We start from the raw sequence: 21,585 nt of genomic DNA on the forward strand, positions 1-21,585 counted from the left end.
TCGGGTCGGCTTTTTTCATGTCCGGGGGCATTTGGAAAATACAGCCTCCGGGGATCGCGCGGATCATGAAAAGTTTCTGGTGAAGCCTTTTTCAGGAAGCTTCAAAGAACGCCGCCGTCTTGAAAAAAGGCGACACCCGAAAACCGCGGTTCTTATTTCATCATTGATCAGACCGACAGCAGGCAGTCTGATGCAGTGGCGGCGGGTGCTGCGTCGGGCACCAGAACGCGGTGCAGGGCGGCGGGATACAGGCGGTGTTCCTGCTGCAGTACGCGCGCGCCCAGCACATCGGGCGTGTCATCGGCCAGTATGGGCACGGCGGCCTGACCGATGATGGGGCCTTCATCCATGCCCTCCGTCACCCAGTGGACGGTGCAGCCATGGATGCGCGCGCCACTTTCCAGTGCCCGTTCATGCGTATGCAGGCCGGGATAGGCCGGTAGAAGGCTGGGATGGATGTTCAGCATCCGCCCGGCCCATGCCGTGGTCAGGAACGGCGTCAGCAGGCGCATGTAGCCCGCAAGGCAGACATATTCCACGCCCGCCGCGCGCAGGGCGGTGTCCAGCGCGCGTTCATGCGCTGCACGGTCCCGGCGGTAGTCACGGTGGTCGATGGCCTGTGTCGCAAGCCCCGCCGCCCGGGCGACAGCCAGCCCCGGCGCATCGGGGTTGTTGCTCAGCACCAGGGCGATGCGGGCGGGATAGTCGGGGCAGGCACACGATTCGATCAGCGCGCGCATGTTGCTGCCGCGCCCGCTGATCAGGATGGCGATGGGTGTCTTGTGGATCACGGGTCGGTTCAGTCGCGTAGTTCAGGCAGTTCGTCAAAGCTCAGCGTGGCCGGGCTGTCGGGGCTTTCACCCGCAACAATCGTGCCGATGACAAAGGCCTGCTGTCCACGCGCATCCAGCCGCGCCATGGCGGCATCACTGTCACGCACCACCAGCACCATGCCCACGCCGCAGTTGAAGACGCGCAGCATTTCCTCGGTCGTGACATCGCCGGTGCTGGCCAGCCACGGGAACACCGGCGGGATCGGCCATGCCGTGCCATCGACCACCGCCCGCACGCCCTTCGGCAGCACGCGTGGCAGGTTGCCCGGCAGGCCGCCACCCGTAATGTGGGCCGCCCCCACCAGCAGCCCCGCGTGATGCAGGTCCAGCACGGGGTGGACATACAGGGTGGTGGGCGTCATCAGCGCTTCACCCAGCGTCTGCCCATCGGCAAACGGGCACGGCGCGTCCCATCCCAGCCCGCTGCGGGCGACGATATTGCGCACCAGAGAAAAGCCATTGGAATGCACCCCTGCCGATGGCAGGGCGATCAGCGTATCACCGGGGCGGATGTCACCGGGCAGCAGCGCCGTGCGTTCCGCCGCCCCGACCGAAAACCCGGCAAGGTCGTAATGGCCGGGCGCGTACATGCCCGGCATTTCCGCCGTTTCCCCGCCCACCAGCGCGCAGCCGGAATCGGCGCAGCCCCTGGCGATGCCGCGCACGACCTTGGCCGCGTCCTCGACGGACAGTTTGCCAGTGGCGAAATAATCCAGGAAAAACAGTGGTGTCGCCCCCTGCACCACCAGGTCGTTGACGCACATGGCGACAAGGTCGATGCCTACCGTCTCATGTAATCCGCTTTCGATGGCGATCATGAGCTTGGTGCCCACGCCATCGGTGCAGGAAACAAGGATGGGGTCGGAAAAACCGGCCGCCTTCAGGTCGAACAGCGCCCCGAAACCGCCCAGGCCGCCCATGGTGCCGGGGCGGTCCGTGGCCCGGGCTGCGGGCTTGATGACTTCGACAAGCGCGTCACCGGCTTCGATGTCCACCCCGGCATCCCGGTAGGTGGCGCCGGACGTGGTGGGGGAAGACGCGTTGGGCGGGCAGGGGGCGGATGTCATGCGGGGGCCTTTTTTTCCGTAATCAAACTATCACTTTCCCGGACTCCCGCACGCGGGGTATGAAAACCGCCATGCGGGACCGGGGTCAGAGGGACTTCCGGCCTTCTTACGTCAAGGCGGGGCAACGCACAAAGCGGTGGTTGAGCGCACGAAGCTGAAAACGGATGAAAACGCGGTTGCGGGCATGATCGGGCAACTGGTGTTGCCGTTTGCCCACACGCCACGTTTCGCTGCGGGGGATTTTGTCTTTTCCGCTTCCAACGCCGCCGCACGCAGCTGGCTGCTTGGCCCCACCCCGTGGCCCGAGCGCAGGCTGGCGCTGTGGGGGGCGGCGGGAACGGGCAAGACCCATATGCTGGAAATATGGGCCCGCATGCATGATGCGGTGCTGCTGCATGGCGGCAGCCTGTCGCATGCCCATGTCACGGCGCTGTTCGCAGCCCGCGCCACCGGGGTGCCGGTCATGGCCATGGCGGTGGACCGGGCCGATGAATGCGCGGATGAACGTGCGCTGCTGCACCTGCTGAACACCGCGCGTGAACAGGGGATCGCGCTGCTGCTGGGCGGGCGCACGTCACCGGCGCGCTGGCCCGTGGCGCTGCCCGACCTGGCAAGCCGGCTGCGGGCGACCATGGCGGTGGCCATACGCCAGCCCGGCGATGGGCTTTTGCGCGTGCTGCTGCTGCGCCTGCTGGCGGAACGCCAGATTGTCGTATCGCAGCCGGTCGTGGAATGGCTGCTGCGCCACCTGCCGCGCACGGCCGTGGCCATGCAGGAAGCCGTGGACCGGCTGGACCATGCCGCCCTTGCGTCCGGCCGCCCCGTGACCCGCGCCCTTGCCACGCGCGTGCTGGCCGACATGCTGATGGGGGACACCATGGCGACCACGGACATGGAACCTGACGCCTGAACGGGCCGCCTGCTCTGGCCAAGTGGCGTGTCACTGGCCTAGGGTCGTACGCAACAAGGAATATCACCCCCGAACGGGAGATCGAATCCATTGGCCAGAACGCCCCGTAAAGCCCCCGACGGCACAGCCCCCAAGCCCCGTGCCCGCGCGCGCAGCCGCAGGACGGCTGCGACCGGGCGACAGGTCGCGGTGCGCGCGCCGGTGGAACCCATGCCCGACGCGACATCGCCCAAGCGCTTCATCAACCGTGAACTGTCATGGCTCGATTTCAACCAGCGCGTGGTGGATGAAGCCGACAATCCCCGCAACCCGCTGCTTGAACGCGTGCGTTTCCTGTCGATCAGCGCCAGCAACCTTGATGAATTCTATTCCGTGCGCGTGGCGGGGCTGGTGGGACAGGTGCGCGAGGGGCTGGTCAAGACCTCGCCCGACGGGCTGACGCCACAACAGCAGCTTTCCGCCGTGCGCGAACGCACCGGCCGCCTGCTGCAGGAACAGCAGCGCATCTGGCGCGACCTGCAGCGCGAGCTGGAGGGGGCGGGCATTGTCGTATGCGACGAAATCTCCTTTACGGAAGAAGAACAGGCCTGGCTGGAAACCTGTTTCATGGAACGGGTCTTTCCCGTCCTGACGCCGCTGGCGATCGACCCGGCCCATCCGCTGCCCTTCATCCCCAACATGGGCATTGCGCAGGCCCTGCGGCTGATGAATGCCGAAACCGGGCAGTTCGTGATGGAGGCGCTGATCCTGCTGCCCGCGCGGATCGAACGCTTCATCCGGCTGCCCGTCGCCCTGTCGCCGCCGGGGGTGACGCGCTTCATCCTGCTTGAACGCCTGATTGTCATGTGTATCGACCGCCTTTTCCCCGGCCTTGTGGCGGGGGACTGGGGGGTGATGCGCGTGGTGCGCGACACGGACGTGGAATTCGAGGACGAGGCCGAGGATCTGGTCCGTTCGTATGAAAGCGCGCTCAAGCGCCGCAGGCGTGGCGTGGTGATCCACCTCGATATCGAATCCCGCATGCCCGAGGACCTGGCCCGGTCAATGGCGGAAGGGCTGGCCCCGCCCCCTGACGAGGTATTCGTGCAGTCCGGGCTGATCGGGGTGGTCGATCTCAAGCAGCTGATTGTCGATGACCGGCCGGACCTGCTGTTTCCGCCCTATACCCCACGCTTTCCCGAACGGATCGTTGACTGCGGCGGTGACTGCTTCGCCGCGATCCGCGCGCGCGACATGATCGTCCACCATCCGTTCGAAAGCTTTGACGTGGTGGTGCAGTTCCTGCGGCAGGCGGCCATTGACCCCGCCGTGGTGGCGATCAAGCAGACGCTGTACCGCACGTCGCGCGACAGCCCCATCGTCAAGGCCCTGATCGAGGCGGCGGAGGCCGGCAAGGCCGTGACCGCCATGGTGGAACTGCGCGCCCGTTTTGATGAGGAGGCCAACATCCGCCTCGCCCGCGCGCTGGAAGCGGCGGGCGTGCAGGTGGTCTTCGGTTTTTCAGACCTCAAGACGCATGCCAAGCTCAGCCTTGTCGTACGGCGGGAGGGCGGCGCGCTGCGGTCCTACGCCCATTTCGGCACCGGCAACTACCACCCGATCACGGCGCGGATCTATACCGACCTGTCGTTCTTTACCTGCAACCCGGAACTGGCGCGGGATTCGGCGCGGCTGTTCAATTACATGACCGGCTATGCCGTGCCCGCGCGGATGGAGGCGATCGCGTTTTCGCCCGTGACCATCCGCCGCACGCTGGAAGACCTGATCGCGGGCGAAATCGCCCATGTGCAGGCAGGGCGTCCGGGGCAGATCTGGCTCAAGATGAACTCCCTGGTGGATCCCGACCTGATCGACCGGCTGTATGCCGCGTCGTGCGCGGGGGTAAAGGTCATGGCGGTGGTGCGCGGCATCTGCTGCCTGCGGCCCGGCGTGCCGGGGCTGTCGGAAAACATCCGGGTCAAGTCGATTGTGGGGCGGTTCCTGGAACACGCGCGCATCTATGCCTTTGGCGACGGGCACCGGCTGCCCAGCAGGCAGGCGAAGCTGTATATCTCATCGGCGGACTGGATGCAGCGCAACATGGACTGGCGGGTGGAAAGCATGGTCCCCATGCTGGACCCGCAGGTGCATGCCCGCGTGCTGGACCAGATCATGATGATCGACCTCAAGGACAACCTGCAGTCATGGATTCTACAGCGCAATGGTGTATGGCGGCGTCTGGAGCCGGGGCGCAGGCCATTTTCGTCGCATGAATATTTCATGGAACATCCGGTTCATGCGGGGCGCGGCGCCACGGCGGGGGAAGCCCCGATCCGGGTCAGCGCGTCACAGCCATGGCATGCGGAACAGACTATTGAGGACTGAGGATTACGGTATGGACGCGGTCATGGCAGTATGGGCGGACGACGTATGGGGCCGGATGTGACGGGTCTGGGCGGGTTTCGCCGTTCGGCGGTCATAGATCTGGGATCGAATTCTGTCAGGCTTGTGGTGTTTGACGGGATTTCACGCAATCCGGCCCCCATTTTCAATGAAAAGGTGGTCCTGCGGCTGGGCCGGGGCCTGAACGCGACGGGGCGCCTGAATGAAGAAGCCGTGCCGCTGGCGATGGAGGTCATGGCCCGTTTCAACGCCATTGCGCGTGGGATGGAGGCCAGTCCCTTCGAGGTGCTGGCCACCGCCGCCGTGCGGGACGCCAGCAATGGGCCGGAATTCGTGGCGGGGCTGAAATCACGCCTGCCCGGCGTGCCGATCCGTATCCTGAGCGGGGAGGAGGAAGCCGATTATTCCGCCACCGGCGTGCTGTGCGGCATACCCGATGCCAATGGTCTGGTGGCCGATATCGGTGGCGGGTCGCTGGAACTGATCCGGCTGGAAAACGGGCGCAAGCTCAATGCCTGCACCCTGCCGCTGGGTGTGATCCGGCTCAACGACCGTGCCGATGGCGACCTTGCCCGCGCGCGCGCGCTGGTGGATGAGGATCTGGCCCGCGTCGGCTGGCTGGATGATGTGCAGGACCAGGACCTGTACCTGGTGGGCGGCGCATTCCGTGCACTGGCGCGCATGCAGATCGCGCGCACGGCCTATCCGCTGAATATCGTCCATCTCTATCGCCTGGCCCCCGATACGGGGCGGGAAATGGCGGACTGGATCATCGGCGCGGGCAAGCGTTCGCTTGAACGCCTGCCGGGCGTGCCGCGCAAGCGGCTGGAGGATGCACCCTATGCCGCAACCGTGCTGCGCAGGCTCATGCGGCGCACGCGTTCGACGGGGCTGGTGTTCTGTGTCGATGGCCTGCGTGAAGGGTGGTACATGCGCAATGTTGCCGCAAGTGTTGCCGATAACGACCCGCAGGATGCCGTGGCGCGGGAGATGTGCTGCATGCTGGGCCGCAGCGTGACCCTGCCGGAACGGCTGGCGGAATGGACCGCGCCCCTTTTCCCCGATGAAGGGCAGGTGGCGACCCGCCTGCGCGGGGTTGCGTGCTGGCTGTCGGATGTGGGCGCGCATGACCACCCCGAATACCGGGCGGAACAGACCTACCTGCGTATCCTGCGCATGCAGGGCGTGGGCTTTACCCATCAGGCGCGGGCCTTCCTGTCGTTGACGCTTGCGGTGCGGTACGGGGCCGATCTGTCGGTGGCGTACCTGCAGCCATCGCGGCAGTTGCTGGATCAGGTGCAGTTTGGCCGCGCCGTGGCGCTGGGGCAGGCGTTGCGGCTGGCCTATACCGTCAGTGGCGGGACCGAGGCGCTGCTGGATGGCACGCGGCTGGAATGTGAGGATCGTGTCCTGTCCCTGCATTTCGCGCCCGGGCGTGACGTGGTGCAGGGCGAAAGCGTGCGGCGCAGGCTGGAACGCCTGGGCAATGCGCTGGACATGACGGTCCGGATCCGCGACCACTGACCCGTATGGGGCTGGAAACAATAAAAGTTTTTGCTGAAGCTTTTTTCAAAAAGCTTCAGGGGAGTGTTGCCTTTCTGAAAAAAGGCGGCGCGGCAAAACTTTTTGTAATTTGCACGATGCCGCAAGGACGGGCTTTTCAGGCGGTCTCTTCAGGTATGGGCAGGACATAACGCAGCATGGGCACACGGTATGGACACACGCGCGACCTGCTGCTGATCCGTGGCGGGACGGTGGTGACGGCGCAGGCGTCATTCCGGGTTGACGTGCTGTGCGGTGGCGAGGGCGAGATCCTGGCCGTTGGCCCCGACCTGGACAGGCCGACCGGCTGCACGGTGGTGGATGCGGGGGGTCTGCTGGTCATGCCCGGCGGGGTGGACCCGCAGGTTGGCATTGGCGCGGATGAAGCCGGTTTCGCCCGCACGGTGGCGGCGCTGTCCGGGGGCACCACCACCATACTCGACACCATGCGTCCCGACGGGAGCGGACTGGATGCGGCATGGCGGGACTGGCGGCATGCCGCACGCCATGCCCATGTCGATGTCGGGCTGCATATGGCGCTGCCCGATGCCAGTGCATCCGTGCTGCGGCACATGGATGAACTGGTTGCGGACAGGGGGGTGAATGCCTTCCGCCTGTCCATGGCGGATGGACTGTCTGATCGCGATATCCTGCAACTGACCCGCCATGCCGCCGATTATGGCGCCCTGTGCATGATCGAGGCCCAGAACGCGCAGGCCGTGGCTTACCTGCGGGCGGAACTGGATCATGCAGGCATTACCGGCAACGAGGCCTGCCTGCTGTCCGCCCCGCCGCAGGTCGAGGGCGAAGCGGTGGGCCGCGCCATCATGCTGGCGGGACTGGCCGGGGGGCCGGTGCACGTGGGGCCGGTATCCACCATTGGCGCCACGGACATCCTGGCGCATGCGCGCCTGCGCGGGCAGCGGGTGGAGGGTCATGTGCTGGCCCCCCATCTGGTGGTGGATGAAGCGGTCTATGATCCCGAGGGCGATGCTGCATCGGATCCCTGCGTCACCCTGCCACCCTTTCGTGACGGCACGCATCGGCGGGCGTTATGGGGTGGGCTGGCATCAGGCAATATCGGCATGGTGGCCAGTGGCTTCCGCCCGTCCGGTGCTGCTGGAAACGGGGTGACTGACGGGCTTGCGCAGCGCATGCGCGTGGTCTGGCAGCACGGCGTGCGCGCGGGCATCCTAACGGCGGAGGAATTCGTGGCCGTCACATCGCAGGCGGCGGCCCGCGCCTTCAACATCTACCCCCGCAAGGGCGCGATCATGCCGGGGGCCGATGCCGATATCGTACTGTGGGATCCCGATGCGCTGGAAACGTGCGCATCCGGCCTGTATGCCGGGATCACGCTGGGTGGCAGGGCGGTGCGGGTCATTCGCGGCGGGGTGACGGTGTGGCAGGACGACATGCCGTGCGAAGGCATGGGATATGGGGCCTATGTGCCATGTCCGGCCTTCCGCCCCGGACTGTCGGAACGGATGCGCAGGGCGGCGCACCTGTCCATGCGTGACGGCGAAATACAGGATCGTGGCCCTGGAGCATGTTGATAAAAAACAACAAAAATTTTTGGGTGTCGCCTTGTCTGAAAAAGGCGGCGTTTCAGGAAGCTTTCTGAAAAAGCACCACCAGAAACTTCCCGATAATTGGACGGATATCCCAAGGACGGGCTTTTCAGGCCGTCTCCTGTCCTTTGCCGGGGTGACAAGGCCGGACCGGGTTCCATATATTACATAGATCAGAATGAAAGGCTGTTCCGGCTGTCTGCCTTGAGGGGGGTGAGGCAGTCCGTGGCCATGATAGAGGGAACAGATTTGACGGGGATCAGACACGGTATCCGTTTCTATGTCGGAAACGAATGCCATATGTTGGCCGATGTCGCGCCAACGCGTACGCTGCTGGACTGGCTGCGGGAAGATCGCGGCCTGACCGGCACCAAGGAAGGCTGCAACGAAGGCGATTGCGGGGCCTGCACCGTGCTGGTGGTGCGGCTGGAAGGGGACCGTCTGGTCTGGCGCGCGGTCAATGCGTGCATCCAGTTCGTGTCCATGCTGGACGGTGCGCAGGTCCTGACCATTGAGGACATGCGCGCGCCCGATGGCAGCCTGCACCCGGTGCAGCAGGCCATGGTGGACCAGCATGGCTCGCAATGCGGCTTCTGCACGCCCGGTTTTGTCATGTCCATGGTGGCCGGGCGCAAGGCCGACGGGCTGGCGCAGGATGAACACGCGATTGACGACATGCTGGCCGGTAACCTGTGCCGCTGCACCGGATACGCGCCGATCGTGCGCGCCATGCGGCAGGCCATGCAGGCGGGACCGGACCATTTTGACGCCATGGCTGGAGAAATCGCCGACCGGCTGCGCGCCCTGCGCGATGGGGCCACGGTCGAATGCGATGGGCCTGCGGGCCGCCTGACCATTCCGGCAAGTGCTGACGCATTGGCGCAGGCCATGATGGCGGATCCCGATGCACGGATCGTGGCCGGGGCGACCGATGTGGGCCTGTGGGTGACCAAGGGGATGCGGCACCTGCCGCACGTTGTCGCCATCGGGCAGGTGCCCGACCTGCGCCGGATCGAAAGTGATGAGGATGGGGTGTATCTCGGCGCCGCGGTGACATGGCAGGAGGCCCGCGCGGTACTGGCCGACATCCTGCCGCAGCCGGATACGGAGGTCATCCGCCGCATCGGCTCGGTGCAGGTGCGCAACAGCGGCACGGTATGCGGCAATATCGCCAACGGATCACCCATTGGCGACGGGCCGCCGGTGCTGATCGCTGCGGGGGCGAAACTGCACCTGCGCCGTGGCGACGCGCGGCGTGTCATCGCGCTGGAAGATTTCTTCATCGACTACGGCAGGCAGGACCGTGCGCCCGGTGAGTTTGTGGAAGGTGTAAGCATTCCCCGTCCCGGCGCGGAGACGGTTGTGCGTGCCTGGAAAGTTTCCAAGCGGTTCGATCAGGATATTTCCGCCATTCTGGGGGCATTTTCCCTGACGTTTGCGCCGGATGGCGCCATTGCCAGCGCCCGCGTGGCCTTTGGCGGCATGGCGGCCACCCCGCGCCGCGCCACCCGGACGGAGGCGGCACTTGAAGGCCATGTGTGGGATGAAACCACGCTGGCGGCGGCGCGTCAGGCCATCATGGATGACTTCGCCCCCATTACCGACATGCGGGCCAGCGACTGGTACCGCCGCACGGTTGCGGCCAATCTGCTGACCCGGCTTTATGCCGATTGCGGGCCGGAGAGCGCACGCGCCGATATCAGCGTGCGCGCGGCCTGCGCCAATGCGGGAGGACACGCCCATGGCTGATGGAAACGGCTTTGCCAATGCATCCCCAACGGCGGGCGACGGCATTGTGCCCGGTGGGGCATCAGGCAGCCTGCGGCATGAAAGTGCTGCCATGCATGTCCAGGGCAGCGCCGCCTATATTGATGACCTGCCCGAACCGCGCGGCACGCTGCATCTGGTTCCGGGACTGAGCACCCGCGCCCATGCCCGGATCCTGTCCATGGACCTTGAGGCCGTGCGGCAGGTGGATGGCGTGGTGGGCGTCTATACCGCCGCCGACATTCCCGGTGACAACCAGATCAGCCCCGTGGGCAAGGGGGACGAACCGCTGCTGGCAACCACCGAAGTCTTGTTCTATGGCCAGCCGATGTTCGTGGTTGCCGCCACCACCCGTGGCGCGGCGCGTCGCGCCGTGCGTCTGGCGAAGGTGGAATATGAGGACCTGCCCGCCATCCTGAACGTGGCCGAGGCCCGTGCCGCCGGTAGCCCGCTGGTCTGGCGGCCAATGGAAATGAAGCGCGGCGACGTGGAGGCGGGACTTGGGCACGCGCCCCGCAGGCTGTCGGGCCGCGTGACCGTGGGCGGGCAGGAACATTTCTACCTTGAAGGGCAGGTCGCGCTGGCCCGCCCGGGTGAAGAGGGGGAGATGCATGTCACCTCGTCCACCCAGCACCCGACCGAAACCCAGCATATGGTCGCCCATGTGCTGGACCGTCCCGCCAATCTGGTCACGGTCGAGGTCCGGCGCATGGGCGGTGGCTTTGGCGGCAAGGAAACGCAGGCCAACGCCTGTGCCTGCCTTGCCGCCCTGGTGGCCGACCGGACGGGGCGTGCGGCCAAGATGCGGCTGGACCGTGATGACGACATGACCATGACCGGCAAGCGGCATGATTTCGTCATTGACTACGATGTCGGCTTTACCGACGAGGGCCGGATCGTTGCCGTGGACATGGTGCTGGCGGCGCGGTGCGGGTGGTCGGCCGACCTGTCCGGCCCCGTGATCGACCGCGCACTGTTCCATGCCGATAATGCCTATTTCTATCCCGACGTGCGCCTGCGTTCCGAGCCACTGCGCACCAATACGCAGTCCAACACCGCCTATCGCGGTTTTGGCGGCCCGCAGGGCGTTGTCGCGGCGGAACGCGTGATCGAGGAAATCGCCTTTGCCACCGGTCTTGACCCGCTGGAGGTCCGCCAGCGCAACGCCTATGGCACGCATGATCGCAACGTCACGCCCTACAACATGGTGGTCGAGGACTCGATCACCGCCGAACTGCTGCCCGAACTGGCGCGGCGCTGCCATTACGTAAAACGGCGCCAGGCCTGCCGCGCATTCAATGCCGACAGCCCCTACCTGCGGCGCGGCATCGCGATCACGCCGGTCAAATTCGGCATTTCCTTTACCGCCACCCATTACAACCAGGCCGGTGCGCTGGTTCATGTCTATACCGACGGGTCGGTGCAGGTGAACCACGGCGGCACGGAAATGGGGCAGGGCCTGCATACCAAGATGGTGCAGGTCGCCATGCGTGAACTGGGCCTGGGCACGGATCAGGTACGCATTACCGCTACTACGACCGGCAAGGTACCCAATACGTCGGCCACGGCGGCGTCCTCGGGCGCGGACCTTAATGGCATGGCTGTTCTGGACGCGGTGCGCCGCATCAAGCGCAGGCTGGTGGAATTCGCGGCCGCCCACTGGAACGTGGGCGAGGACGAAGTCCGCTTCGCCCCCGATGGCGTGCATGTGGGGCACAGGGTCATCGCGTTTGCGCACCTGACGCGGCAGGCCTATTTCGCGCGCGTGTCCATGTCCGCCAACGGGTTTTACAAGACGCCGAAGATTTCATGGAATGGCGATACCGGGCAGGGCCGTCCGTTCTATTACTTCGCCTATGGCGCGGCCTGTTCGGAGGTGGTGATCGACCTGCTGACGGGTGAGATGAAGATCGACCGCGTGGATATCCTGCATGACGCGGGGCAGTCCCTGAACCCCGCGCTGGATATCGGCCAGATCGAAGGGGGATTCGTGCAGGGCGCCGGGTGGCTGACGTGTGAGGAACTGGTCTGGGACAAGGCGGGCCGCCTGCGCACGCATGCGCCCAGCACGTACAAGATCCCGGCCTGTTCCGACCGCCCGCGGGTGTTCAATGTCGAACTGCTGGAAAACGCGCCCAACCGCGAATACACCATCTTCCGTTCCAAGGCGGTGGGGGAACCGCCCTTCGTCCATGGTGTGTCGGTGCTGCAGGCGGTGTCCGATGCGCTGGCCAGCCTGGATGGCTATCGCACATGTCCCCGTCTGGACGCGCCCGCCACGCCGGAAATGATCCTGCGCGTGGCCGAACGCATGCGGCACGGCAACCCGCCCGCCTGAGTGCCATGAGCATGGAAATGCGCGCGGATCTGGTGCGCTGGCGGCTGTCAGGCCAGCCGGTCGCCCGGATCAGTGTATCGGAAGCGCGCGGGTCCACCCCGCGTGAGGCCGGGACCTTCATGCTGGTCACGCCCACCGAACAGTCCGGCACGATCGGTGGCGGCGATCTGGAATGGAACGCGATCCATCAGGCGCGCAGGCTGCTGGATGCGGGGGGGCGGATGCTGGTGCAGCGCATAAGCCTTGGCGGCAGTTCGGGGCAGTGCTGCGGTGGCGAGGTGCAGTTGACCCTTGATGTGCCGGATCCGTCGGGGCTGGATGGCATCATGGCACGGCTTGAACACCTGCGCCGCACGCAGCCGCTGCTGCTGCTGTTTGGCGCGGGGCATGTGGGCCGCGCGCTGGCGCATGTGCTGGCCCCGCTGCCGCTGCGGCTGGCATGGTGCGATTCGCGGCCCCATGAATTCGGCCCCTCCGTTCCCCCGGGTGTTACGGTGCATGATGATGGTGCATGGGAGCCGCTTGTGGCCCAGGCCCCGCCGGGTTCCGGTGCGCTGGTGCTGACACAGAGCCACGCGCTGGACAGCCTTATTGTTGCATCCCTCCTCGAACGGGGTGATTTTCGCTATGTCGGGCTGATAGGCTCGCACACGAAACGCCGCCGGTTCGAGGCAGGCTTCCGTCGGATTGGCCTGCCCGAGGACCGGATTGCCGCCATGGTCTGCCCGATCGGGGGGCGTGACATACGCGACAAACGGCCTGCCGTCATTGCCGCACTGGTCGCGGCGGAAATCGTCACCCGCTTCCTGCATCCGGCGCAGGCAGGCGGTCATGCAAACGGGGATGACACCAGCCCATGAATGATCCGCTTTCCCGTACCCCCCGCATGATGCGGCTGCATGCGCGGGGCATTTCCTATTTCAATGCCGTGCGGGAATGCCGGTCGATCCGCGAGGCCGCGCGCAGGCTGAATGTCACGCCATCCGCCCTGACCCGCCAGCTTGCGCAGATGGAAGCCGAAATCGGCGCCCCCCTGTTCGACCGCCTGCCCGATGGCATGGTGCTGACGGAAGTGGGCACGATCATGGCCCGTCATATCGTGACCGTGATGCAGGATGCCGCCCGCACGGAAGAACAGATCAACGCCCTGTCCGGCCGGCATGACGGGCGGCTGCGCATCATGGCGGTGGAAGGGATCGCGGGGCAGTTGCTGCCCGCCCTGCTGGAACGCATCATTTCCGCCTATCCGTCCGTGGAACTGCATGTGGAGGTCGGCGCGCCCAAGACCATCGTATCAGCCCTGCAGGACGGGCGGGTGGATCTGGGCATTGCATTTTCGCTGGCGCTGTATCCCGAACTGCGGCGCGTGGCGGTCGGGCATTTCCCGGTGGGGGCCGTGGTGCGCGCGGATCATCCGCTGGCGCATCTGCGCACTGTCACGGTGGAGGAATGCATCGCCTATCGCCTGATCCTGCCCACGCGCACGCTGTCGCTGTACCGTGTCATGGAACCCATGCTGCGTCCGTGGCAGGACAGGCTGAACGTGGTGCTGCAGACCGGATCGATCGAACTGACCAACCGCATGGTGCAGGCGGGGGCGGGGCTGGCGTTCCAGTCACCGCTGGCGGTGGGCGTGCAGCCGGGACAGGACAGCCTGCGCCATGTGCCGCTGCGTGACACGCGCGCGGTGACGGACCTGGGGGCCTATGTGCGCGAATCCCGCTGGCTGCCGCCCCTGCTGGAAACGGTGATCGAGGAACTGCGCCTGGAACTGCGTCGCGTGCAGGGGGTCAGCGACGAACGGGTGGTCTGACCCCGTGTTGCGTTTTGGGCAACGGAACGGTCAGATCATTATACTAGACGAAACAGGTAGCGGGCTGATTAGATTTACCCATCATGGTGCGGTTGGGGACTATCCGCATGGCGTCGGGGGACGCCATGCGGGCTGCATCGACAAACAGTAAAACATGATGGGAACCCGCAGATGGACACCACAACGCCGCCGAATGCCCGGATGGACAGCGGGCTTGCAGCACTGGATGCGGCGGTGCGCCGGGATCTGGAAATCATCCGCTATCCCCGCAAGGAATGGGTTCCCCCCATGGAACGTGACGGCCAGCGCGTGCTGGACGTGGCCATTATCGGGGCGGGGCAGGGTGGTCTTGCTACGGCCTTTGCGCTCAAGCGCAACAACATCACCAATGTCCGGATTTTCGATCGTGCGGCGAAGGGCGGCGAAGGCCCGTGGGTGACATTCGCGCGCATGATCACGCTGCGCACGCCCAAATACGTGACCGGCCCCGACCTGGGCGTGCCCTCGCTTACGCCGCGTTCATGGTATGAAGCCCAGCATGGGGCCGAGGCATGGGAAAAGCTGGACAAGATCCCGCGCGGGCAGTGGCAGGACTATCTGGACTGGTACCGTGACATCCTGAAGCTGCCGGTTGCCAATGACCATGATTTCCAGGGTGTTACATGGGAAGACGGCCTGCTGCGCCTGACCTTCCGCCGCCCCGATGGCTCTACCCATGTGCATTATGCCCGCAAGCTGGTGCTGGCCACCGGGATTGAAGGCTGCGGTTCGTGGCATGTGCCCGACTTCATCCGTGATGGCCTGCCGCGCGCGCGGTATGCCCATACGTCGGAAAACATCGACTTCGCGGCGCTGAAGGGCAAGCGCATTGGCGTGCTGGGGGCCGGGGCGTCCGCGTTCGACAACGCGGCCACGGCGCTGGAAGAAGGCGCGGGCAGTGTCACGCTGTGCCTGCGGCGCAAGGAAATCCCCTCCATCAACCCCTACCGGTGGATGGAGAACACCGGCTTCCTCGCCTACTACCCCGCCCTGTCCGATGACCTGCGCTGGGGTTTCATGCGCCGGATATTCGAACTCAACCAGCCGCCGCCGCAGGATACGTTCTGGCGCTGCCGCCGCCATGAAAACTTCTCCTTCCGCACCGGATGCCCGTGGACGGGCGCGCGCATGGATGGGGACGAGATCGTGGTCGATTCGCCCACGGGTGAAATGCGCTTCGATTTCGTGATCATCGGCACCGGGTTCACGACCGACCTGTCACGCCGGCCGGAAACAAAATCCTTTGCATCTTCTGTCGCCCTGTGGGGCGATCGCTATACCGCGCCCGTGGGGGCGGAAAGTGCCGTGCTGGAAAGCTATCCCTATCTGGGTGAAAACTACCAGTTCCTGCCGCGCCGGGCGGATGACGCGCTGGCGCCCATGCTGGCGAACATCCACAACTTCACGTTTTCGGCAACGCCCAGCATGGGACTGTCGGGGGCGTCGATCAGCGGCATGCGCTTTGGCGTGGAACGCCTGGCCCGCGGGCTGGGGCGTGACCTGTATGTGGCTGATGGCAGGCAACACCTTGAAAGTCTGCTGGCCTATGACGTGCCGGAACTGGTCAGTCTCGATCCTCCTGTTGCATGATGCGCCCCGGGTAGATTGATCCATCCGGGAGAGAGTTGAGTAGATGAGCAGCGCAGCACGCCTTTCCCCCCCGTCGCCGGGTCTTTCCGGCGCGGGGGGGCATGATGACCGCAAGGTTCCCCCCGTGGCCGACATGGCGCGGATTATCGGCCTGTCCATACCGGCCGCCTGCATGCCCGACGTGGTGGCGAATACAGCCCTGCTGCACGGTTATGCCGATCTGGTCGGCAGCTTTGCGCTGCCGGATGACTGTGAACCTGCCTATGAGTACGTGCCATGACCGTTCATGGGCACAAGGCGGGGGCAGCCCTTGCCATTGCGGCGGATGTGCGCGCGGGCCGTCGCAGCGCCGTATCGGTCGTGACGGACGTGATTGCGGATATCGAAGCCCGTGACACCCGCTTCAACAGTGTCACCCGCATCCTTGGTCCGGCCGCCGTGGCGCAGGCGGAGGAAGTGGACAAAACCATTGCCGCGGGCCGCGATCCCGGCCCGCTGGCGGGCGTGCCCTTCGGGGTGAAGGACCTGTTTGACGTCCGGGGCGAAGTCACCACGGCAGGGTCCATCGTGCTGCGCGACAACCTGCCCGCCACGCGTGACGCGGTTGTCGTCGAACGCCTGCGGGCCGCGGGCGCCGTGCCGGTCGCGACCCTGAACATGGATGAATTCGCCTACGGTTTTTCCACTGAAAACGCCCATACCGGCACGACCCGCAACCCGCATGATACCGCGCGTCTGGCCGGTGGGTCATCAGGCGGGTCGGCGGCGTCGGTGGCGGCTGGCCTGCTGCCATTCACGCTGGGGTCGGACACCAACGGGTCCATCCGCATCCCGTCCTCGCTGTGCGGGGTATGGGGGCTGAAGCCGACCTATGGGCAGATGCCGCTGGGCGGTGTCTATCCGTTCGTGGCCAGTCTGGATGTGGTTGGTCCCATGGCGGACACGGTGGAAGACCTGCGGGCCGTCTACACCATCATGGCCGGTGGCGCGCCGGTGGGCGAACCCGATGTGGGTGATGTGCGCGTGGCCCGCCTTGGTGGCTGGTTTGCAAATAATATCAGCACGGAACTGACGACAGGTATTGACGCCGTCATGGCGCATCTGGGCCGGGACCAGGTGATCGAACTGCCGGAAGTCGCGCGTGCGCGGGCATCCGCCTTCCTGATCAGTGCGGCGGAGGGGGGCAACCTGCACCTTGCGCGCCTGCGGCGGCGGTCCATGCAGTATGATCCCGCGACACGCGGGCGGCTTATGGCCGGGGCCATGCTGCCAGCCGCAACATTCGTGCAGGCGCAGCGTTTCCGTCGCTGGTTCCGTGAACATGTGCACGCCGCCCTTGCCCATGCGGATGTGCTGGTCGCCCCCACCACGGTGGGCGTTGCACCGCGTATCGACCAGCCTTCCATCGTGGTGGACGGCCGGACGGTTTCCGCCCGCGCCAATCTTGGCATCTTCACGCAGCCGATCAGCCTTGCGGGCCTGCCGGTGCTGGCGGCCCCGCTGTCGGTGGACGGCTTGCCGCTGGGCATCCAGCTTATTGGCGCGCCGGGCGGGGAGGCGAAGCTGTTTGCCGTGGCAGCCGAACTGCAGCGCGCGGGACTTGCCGCCTGTCGCCCGCTTGATGCGGGATACGCACGGAAGGACAGTTGATGCTGAACACGCCGCGTTCATGCCGGGGGATGGTCACATCCCCCCACCATCTGGCCAGTCAGGCCGGTCTTGACGTGCTCAAGGCCGGTGGCACCGCGCTGGAGGCCGCAGTCGCGACGGCAGCCGCGCTGGCCGTGGTCTATCCGCACATGACCGGTATCGGTGGTGATGCGTTCTGGCTGACCATGTGGCCTGATGGACGGGTGGAAACCATCGATGCCTGTGGGGCGGCGGCGCAGAAGGCCGATGCCGGTTTCTACCATGCGGCGGGGCTGGATACGATTCCGTGGCGCGGCCCGCTGGCGGCCAATACCGTGGCGGGTACCATCTCGGGATGGGATCTTGCGCTGTCATGGAGCCACGCAATGGCACCCGCCCTGCCGCTGGGCCGCGTATTGCGTGACGCGATGTTCTATGCCGAGCAGGGCGCGCCCGTTACCGACAGCGCAGCCGGAATCACGGCTGAAAAAGCCGATGAACTGAAAGATGTCCCCGGTTTCGCGGAACTGTTCATGCCCGGCGGCAGGCTGCCGCAGCCCGGCGATATCCTGCACAATCCGCGTCTTGCCAACACATTGCGGCAACTGGCGGATGAAGGCCTGTCGAGCTTTTATCGCGGCAATGTCGCGCGTGAACTGGCTGCCGACCTGCATGACCTTGGCAGCCCGCTGACCCTTGCGGACCTGCAGGCGCACAGGGCCACCCATCAGCCAGCCCTGCATGCCCGCATCAACGGGGCGGACCTGTATAACATGGCCCCCCCGACGCAGGGCGTAGCGTCCCTGCTGATCCTTGCGCTGTTCGACCGGCTGAAGGCGGCGAAGGCGGATGATTTCGATTACCTGCACGGGCTGGTCGAGGCGACAAAACAGGCCTTCCGTTATCGCGACACCCATGTGGGCGATCCCGCCTACATGACGGTTCAGGCGCAGGACATTCTTGATGACCGCAAGGCGCTGGATCGCATGGCTGCCAGCATCGATCCCAACCGGGCGGCCCCATGGCCGTGGCCGTCACAGGCGGGCGATACGGTCTGGCTGGGCGTGGTTGATTCCGACGGTCTGGCCGTCAGCATGATCCAGAGCCTGTATTTCGAATACGGATCGGGCATCGTGCTGCCGCGCACCGGCGTGGTCTGGCAGAACCGTGGCACCAGCTTCGGCCTTGACCCGCAGGGGTGGAATGGCCTGCGCCCCGGTCGCAAGCCGTTCCACACGCTCAACCCCGCCGGTGCCCGTTTCGATGACGGGCGCACCATGGTCTATGGCACCATGGGGGGCGAGGGGCAGCCACAGACACAGGCCGCCATCTTCACCCGTTACGCGCGCTACAGCATGGAACTGCAGGAAGCGGTGACCGCGCCGCGCTGGCTGCTGGGGCGGACATGGGGTGAAAGCAGTGTCAGCCTGAAATACGAAGACCGCTTTGATCCCGAAGTGATCGCCCGGATGCAGGCTGCGGGTCACCAGATGGAACGCGTCGCGCCGTTTTCTTCCAAGATGGGTCATGCAGGTGCGCTGGTGCGTCATGCTTCCGGCCTGCTGGAAGGGGCGACTGACCCCCGCAGCGACGGGTGCGTCGCGGCATGGTAACGCAGGCAGGCAGCATGGATCACCCATCTGGCGCGCGTGCGGTCGCGCGCTGCACCGAACTGGGACGCGCACCGTATTCGGAAATGGAAGGCGGGCTGTTCCGCCCCTATCTCGGCCCGTCCTACCGCGCCGCCTGTGACCGGCTGGCGCAATGGATGCATGATGCGGGCATGACCACGCGCATGGACGCGGCGGGCAACCTGATTGGCCGGTACGAAGGGCTTGCGCCTGACGCCCCGGTGGTGCTGCTGGGATCGCATATCGACAGCGTGCGTGATGGCGGGTTCTTTGACGGGATGCTGGGGGTAGTCCTTGGCATTGAAACCATGGCCCATTTCGCCCGATCGGGAAAACGCTTTCCCTTCGCACTGGAAGTCGTGGGGTTTGGTGATGAGGAAGGATCGCGCTTTCCGTCCGGCATGCTGACCTCCCATGCCGTGGCGGGCGTGCTGGAAACACCGGATCCCGCCATGCGTGACTGGGCCGAGACCGCGACGCTGGCCAGCGCGCTGGAAGGTTTCGGACTGGATGTGGGACGCATGCATACCGCGTCGCGCAAGGGCGATCCGATCGTGGCCTATGTCGAGGCGCATATCGAACAGGGGCCGGCGCTGGAAGCCGAAGGCCGCGCCCTTGGCGTGGTCAGCGCCATTGCGGCCCAGCACCGTTACCGCGTGACACTGCGTGGCATGGCGGGCCATGCGGGCACCGTGGCCATGAAGCTGCGGCGCGATGCGCTGGCGGGGGCTGCGGAAATCATCCTTGCCGCCGAACGCGTGGGCCGCGCGGGCACGGACGGACTGGTGGCGACCGTCGGGTCGCTGGATGTCATACCGGGTGCAGCCAATGTCGTGCCGGGCGATGTGGTGTTCACCATTGATGTCCGTGCGGGGACAAATGCCACGCGCGACCGTGCGGCGCGTGAAATCCTGGACATGGCCCGTGATGTCGCGGCCCGGCGCGGGCTGGAAATGGATGTGGCGCTGCAGCAGGATCTTGACGCCACGCCCTGTGATCCGGTGCTGACGGACCTTATGGAACAGGCGGTGCGCGACGTGACCCATGCCCCGGCCCCCGTGCTGGTCAGCGGGGCGGGACATGACGCCATGATCATGGCGCATCTGGCCCCGGTTTCCATGCTGTTCATCCGGTGCGCGGGCGGGATCAGCCACAATCCGGCGGAATCCGTAACAGATGCCGATACGGATGCCGCCCTGCGCGCGATGATTACCTTTATCGGACTTTTTGAAAGACACTTCGGATGACCCAGACCTTTTTCGGCCAGATCAATCCTCCCGCCCGGCTGCTGATGGGGCCGGGACCGGTCAATGCACACCCGCGCGTGCTGCGGGCCATGGCGGCCGACATGCTGGGGCAGTTCGACCCGGAAATGACCGAATACATGAACCAGACGATGGACCTGTACCGTCAGGTGTTCATGACCAACAACCGCTGGACCTTTCTGGTTGATGGCACGGCGCGCGCGGGGATCGAGGCATCGCTGGTCTCGCTGGTTGAACCGGGGATGAAGCTGCTGATCGTGCGCGCGGGCCGGTTCGGGCTGCTTTTGTCCGAAATCGCGCAGCGCATTGGCGCCGAAATCGTGACGCTGGACATTCCGTGGGGTGAGGTTGCCACGCTGGAGCAGATCGAGGACGCGATCGTCACCCACCGCCCGCATGTGCTGGCGTGCATCCATGGCGATACCTCCACGACCATTGCCCAGCCGCTGGACGGGGTGGGCGCGCTGTGCCGCAAGTATGACGTGCTGTCCTATGTTGACACCACCGCGACGCTGGGCGGGATGGAGGTCGCGACCGACCGCTGGGGCGTGGACGTGGTCAGTGGCGGGCTGCAGAAATGCATGGGCGGGCCGCCGGGTTCGGCCCCCATCACCATTTCCGACCGCGCGGCGGAACACATCTTCGCCCGCCGCCATGTCGAGGCCGGAATCCGTGGCAGCGACACGCGCGATGGCACGCGGGCGCGCATTCCGTCCAATTATTTCGATCTGGCCATGGTTATGGATTACTGGTCCGAAAAGCGCCTGAACCACCATACCGAGGCGACAACCATGCTGTATGGCGCACGCGAAGCCGCCCGCGTGGTGCTGGAGGAAGGATTGCAGGCCCGCTTCGCCCGCCATGCCCGTGCATCGCGCGCGGTCTGTGCCGGGCTGCGCGCCATCGGGCTGGAACTGTTTGGTGGCGACGAATACCGCATGACCAACGTGACCGGCGTGTACATTCCCAAGGGCGTGGATGGCGAAAAGGTGCGCGCCCGCATGCGCGAGGATTTCGAGATCGAGATCGGTTCCGCCTTCGGTCCGCTGCAGGGCAGGATCTGGCGCATCGGGGCGATGGGCTACAACGCCGAAAAGCACAAGGTGCTGCTGACCATCGGCGCGCTGGAAACCGTCCTGCGCCACGAAGGCCACGGCTTTGCCGCGGGCCGTGGCGTTGATGCCGCCCTTGCGGCCTATGACGCATAA

At 65.6% G+C, this 21,585-nt stretch carries 18 protein-coding genes; 16 read left to right on the plus strand and 2 right to left on the minus strand.

Annotated features, from left to right (window positions below):
* Positions 1-167 precede the first annotated feature (167 nt).
* Positions 168-791, minus strand: coding sequence for a phosphoribosylglycinamide formyltransferase (gene purN / locus S101446_RS14990; protein WP_087608694.1), 624 nt, complete (start codon positions 789-791; stop codon positions 168-170).
* 8 nt (positions 792-799) lie between these two features.
* Positions 800-1,900, minus strand: a complete 1,101-nt coding sequence (gene purM / locus S101446_RS14995) for a phosphoribosylformylglycinamidine cyclo-ligase (protein WP_019084771.1) — start codon at positions 1,898-1,900, stop codon at positions 800-802.
* Positions 1,901-2,036: 136 nt separating this feature from the next.
* Between purM and S101446_RS15000 the strand changes: the two genes are divergently transcribed.
* The 16 genes from S101446_RS15000 to S101446_RS15065 all read left to right on the plus strand — a co-directional run bounded on the left by S101446_RS15000 (position 2,037) and on the right by S101446_RS15065 (position 21,585).
* On the plus strand, positions 2,037-2,810 hold the full coding sequence (locus S101446_RS15000) for an HdaA/DnaA family protein (RefSeq protein WP_010507621.1): 774 nt from the start codon (positions 2,037-2,039) through the stop codon (positions 2,808-2,810).
* A gap of 210 nt (positions 2,811-3,020) precedes the next feature.
* Positions 3,021-5,174 carry an RNA degradosome polyphosphate kinase gene (locus S101446_RS15005; RefSeq protein ID WP_231289830.1) on the plus strand — a complete coding sequence of 718 codons (2,154 nt, stop codon included), beginning with the start codon at positions 3,021-3,023 and terminating at the stop codon, positions 5,172-5,174.
* 45 nt (positions 5,175-5,219) lie between these two features.
* On the plus strand, positions 5,220-6,716 hold the full coding sequence (locus tag S101446_RS15010) for a Ppx/GppA family phosphatase (protein ID WP_010507619.1): 1,497 nt from the start codon (positions 5,220-5,222) through the stop codon (positions 6,714-6,716).
* Between the two features lie 5 nt (positions 6,717-6,721).
* Positions 6,722-6,886, plus strand: a complete 165-nt coding sequence (locus S101446_RS18085) for a hypothetical protein (RefSeq protein ID WP_167376446.1) — start codon at positions 6,722-6,724, stop codon at positions 6,884-6,886.
* 6 nt (positions 6,887-6,892) lie between these two features.
* Positions 6,893-8,290, plus strand: coding sequence for an amidohydrolase family protein (locus S101446_RS15015; protein ID WP_087608695.1), 1,398 nt, complete (start codon positions 6,893-6,895; stop codon positions 8,288-8,290).
* On the plus strand, positions 8,271-8,477 hold the full coding sequence (locus S101446_RS17790; protein ID WP_157684855.1) for a hypothetical protein: 207 nt from the start codon (positions 8,271-8,273) through the stop codon (positions 8,475-8,477). The genes S101446_RS15015 and S101446_RS17790 overlap by 20 nt, the downstream gene beginning before the upstream one ends.
* Before the next feature lie 128 nt (positions 8,478-8,605).
* Positions 8,606-10,054, plus strand: a complete 1,449-nt coding sequence (gene xdhA, locus S101446_RS15020; protein WP_244184293.1) for a xanthine dehydrogenase small subunit — start codon at positions 8,606-8,608, stop codon at positions 10,052-10,054.
* The gene (gene xdhB / locus S101446_RS15025; RefSeq protein ID WP_167376447.1) at positions 10,047-12,410 is read left to right on the plus strand and encodes a xanthine dehydrogenase molybdopterin binding subunit; all 2,364 of its coding nucleotides are present in this window, start codon (positions 10,047-10,049) and stop codon (positions 12,408-12,410) included. The genes xdhA and xdhB overlap by 8 nt, the downstream gene beginning before the upstream one ends.
* Before the next feature lie 5 nt (positions 12,411-12,415).
* A complete protein-coding gene (xdhC, locus tag S101446_RS15030; protein WP_048851766.1) occupies positions 12,416-13,270 on the plus strand; it encodes a xanthine dehydrogenase accessory protein XdhC in 855 nt (284 codons plus the stop codon).
* On the plus strand, positions 13,267-14,223 hold the full coding sequence (locus S101446_RS15035; RefSeq protein WP_010507613.1) for a LysR family transcriptional regulator: 957 nt from the start codon (positions 13,267-13,269) through the stop codon (positions 14,221-14,223). Before xdhC ends, S101446_RS15035 begins: the two co-directional genes overlap by 4 nt.
* Positions 14,224-14,394: 171 nt before the next feature.
* Entirely contained in the window at positions 14,395-15,852 is a 1,458-nt protein-coding gene (locus S101446_RS15040) for an NAD(P)-binding domain-containing protein (RefSeq protein WP_087608698.1), read from the plus strand.
* Between the two features lie 43 nt (positions 15,853-15,895).
* Positions 15,896-16,132, plus strand: a complete 237-nt coding sequence (locus tag S101446_RS15045) for a DUF4089 domain-containing protein (RefSeq protein ID WP_010507611.1) — start codon at positions 15,896-15,898, stop codon at positions 16,130-16,132.
* Positions 16,129-17,502, plus strand: coding sequence for an AtzE family amidohydrolase (locus S101446_RS15050; protein ID WP_010507610.1), 1,374 nt, complete (start codon positions 16,129-16,131; stop codon positions 17,500-17,502). The genes S101446_RS15045 and S101446_RS15050 overlap by 4 nt, the downstream gene beginning before the upstream one ends.
* Positions 17,502-19,094: a gamma-glutamyltransferase family protein gene (locus tag S101446_RS15055; RefSeq protein ID WP_087608699.1), complete on the plus strand. Its 1,593-nt coding sequence runs from the start codon at positions 17,502-17,504 to the stop codon at positions 19,092-19,094. The genes S101446_RS15050 and S101446_RS15055 overlap by 1 nt, the downstream gene beginning before the upstream one ends.
* Entirely contained in the window at positions 19,088-20,359 is a 1,272-nt protein-coding gene (locus S101446_RS15060; RefSeq protein WP_087608700.1) for an allantoate amidohydrolase, read from the plus strand. Before S101446_RS15055 ends, S101446_RS15060 begins: the two co-directional genes overlap by 7 nt.
* On the plus strand, positions 20,356-21,585 hold the full coding sequence (locus tag S101446_RS15065; protein ID WP_087608701.1) for a pyridoxal-phosphate-dependent aminotransferase family protein: 1,230 nt from the start codon (positions 20,356-20,358) through the stop codon (positions 21,583-21,585). Before S101446_RS15060 ends, S101446_RS15065 begins: the two co-directional genes overlap by 4 nt.

This window comes from Komagataeibacter europaeus (assembly GCF_002173515.1).
GTDB lineage: Bacteria > Pseudomonadota > Alphaproteobacteria > Acetobacterales > Acetobacteraceae > Komagataeibacter > Komagataeibacter europaeus.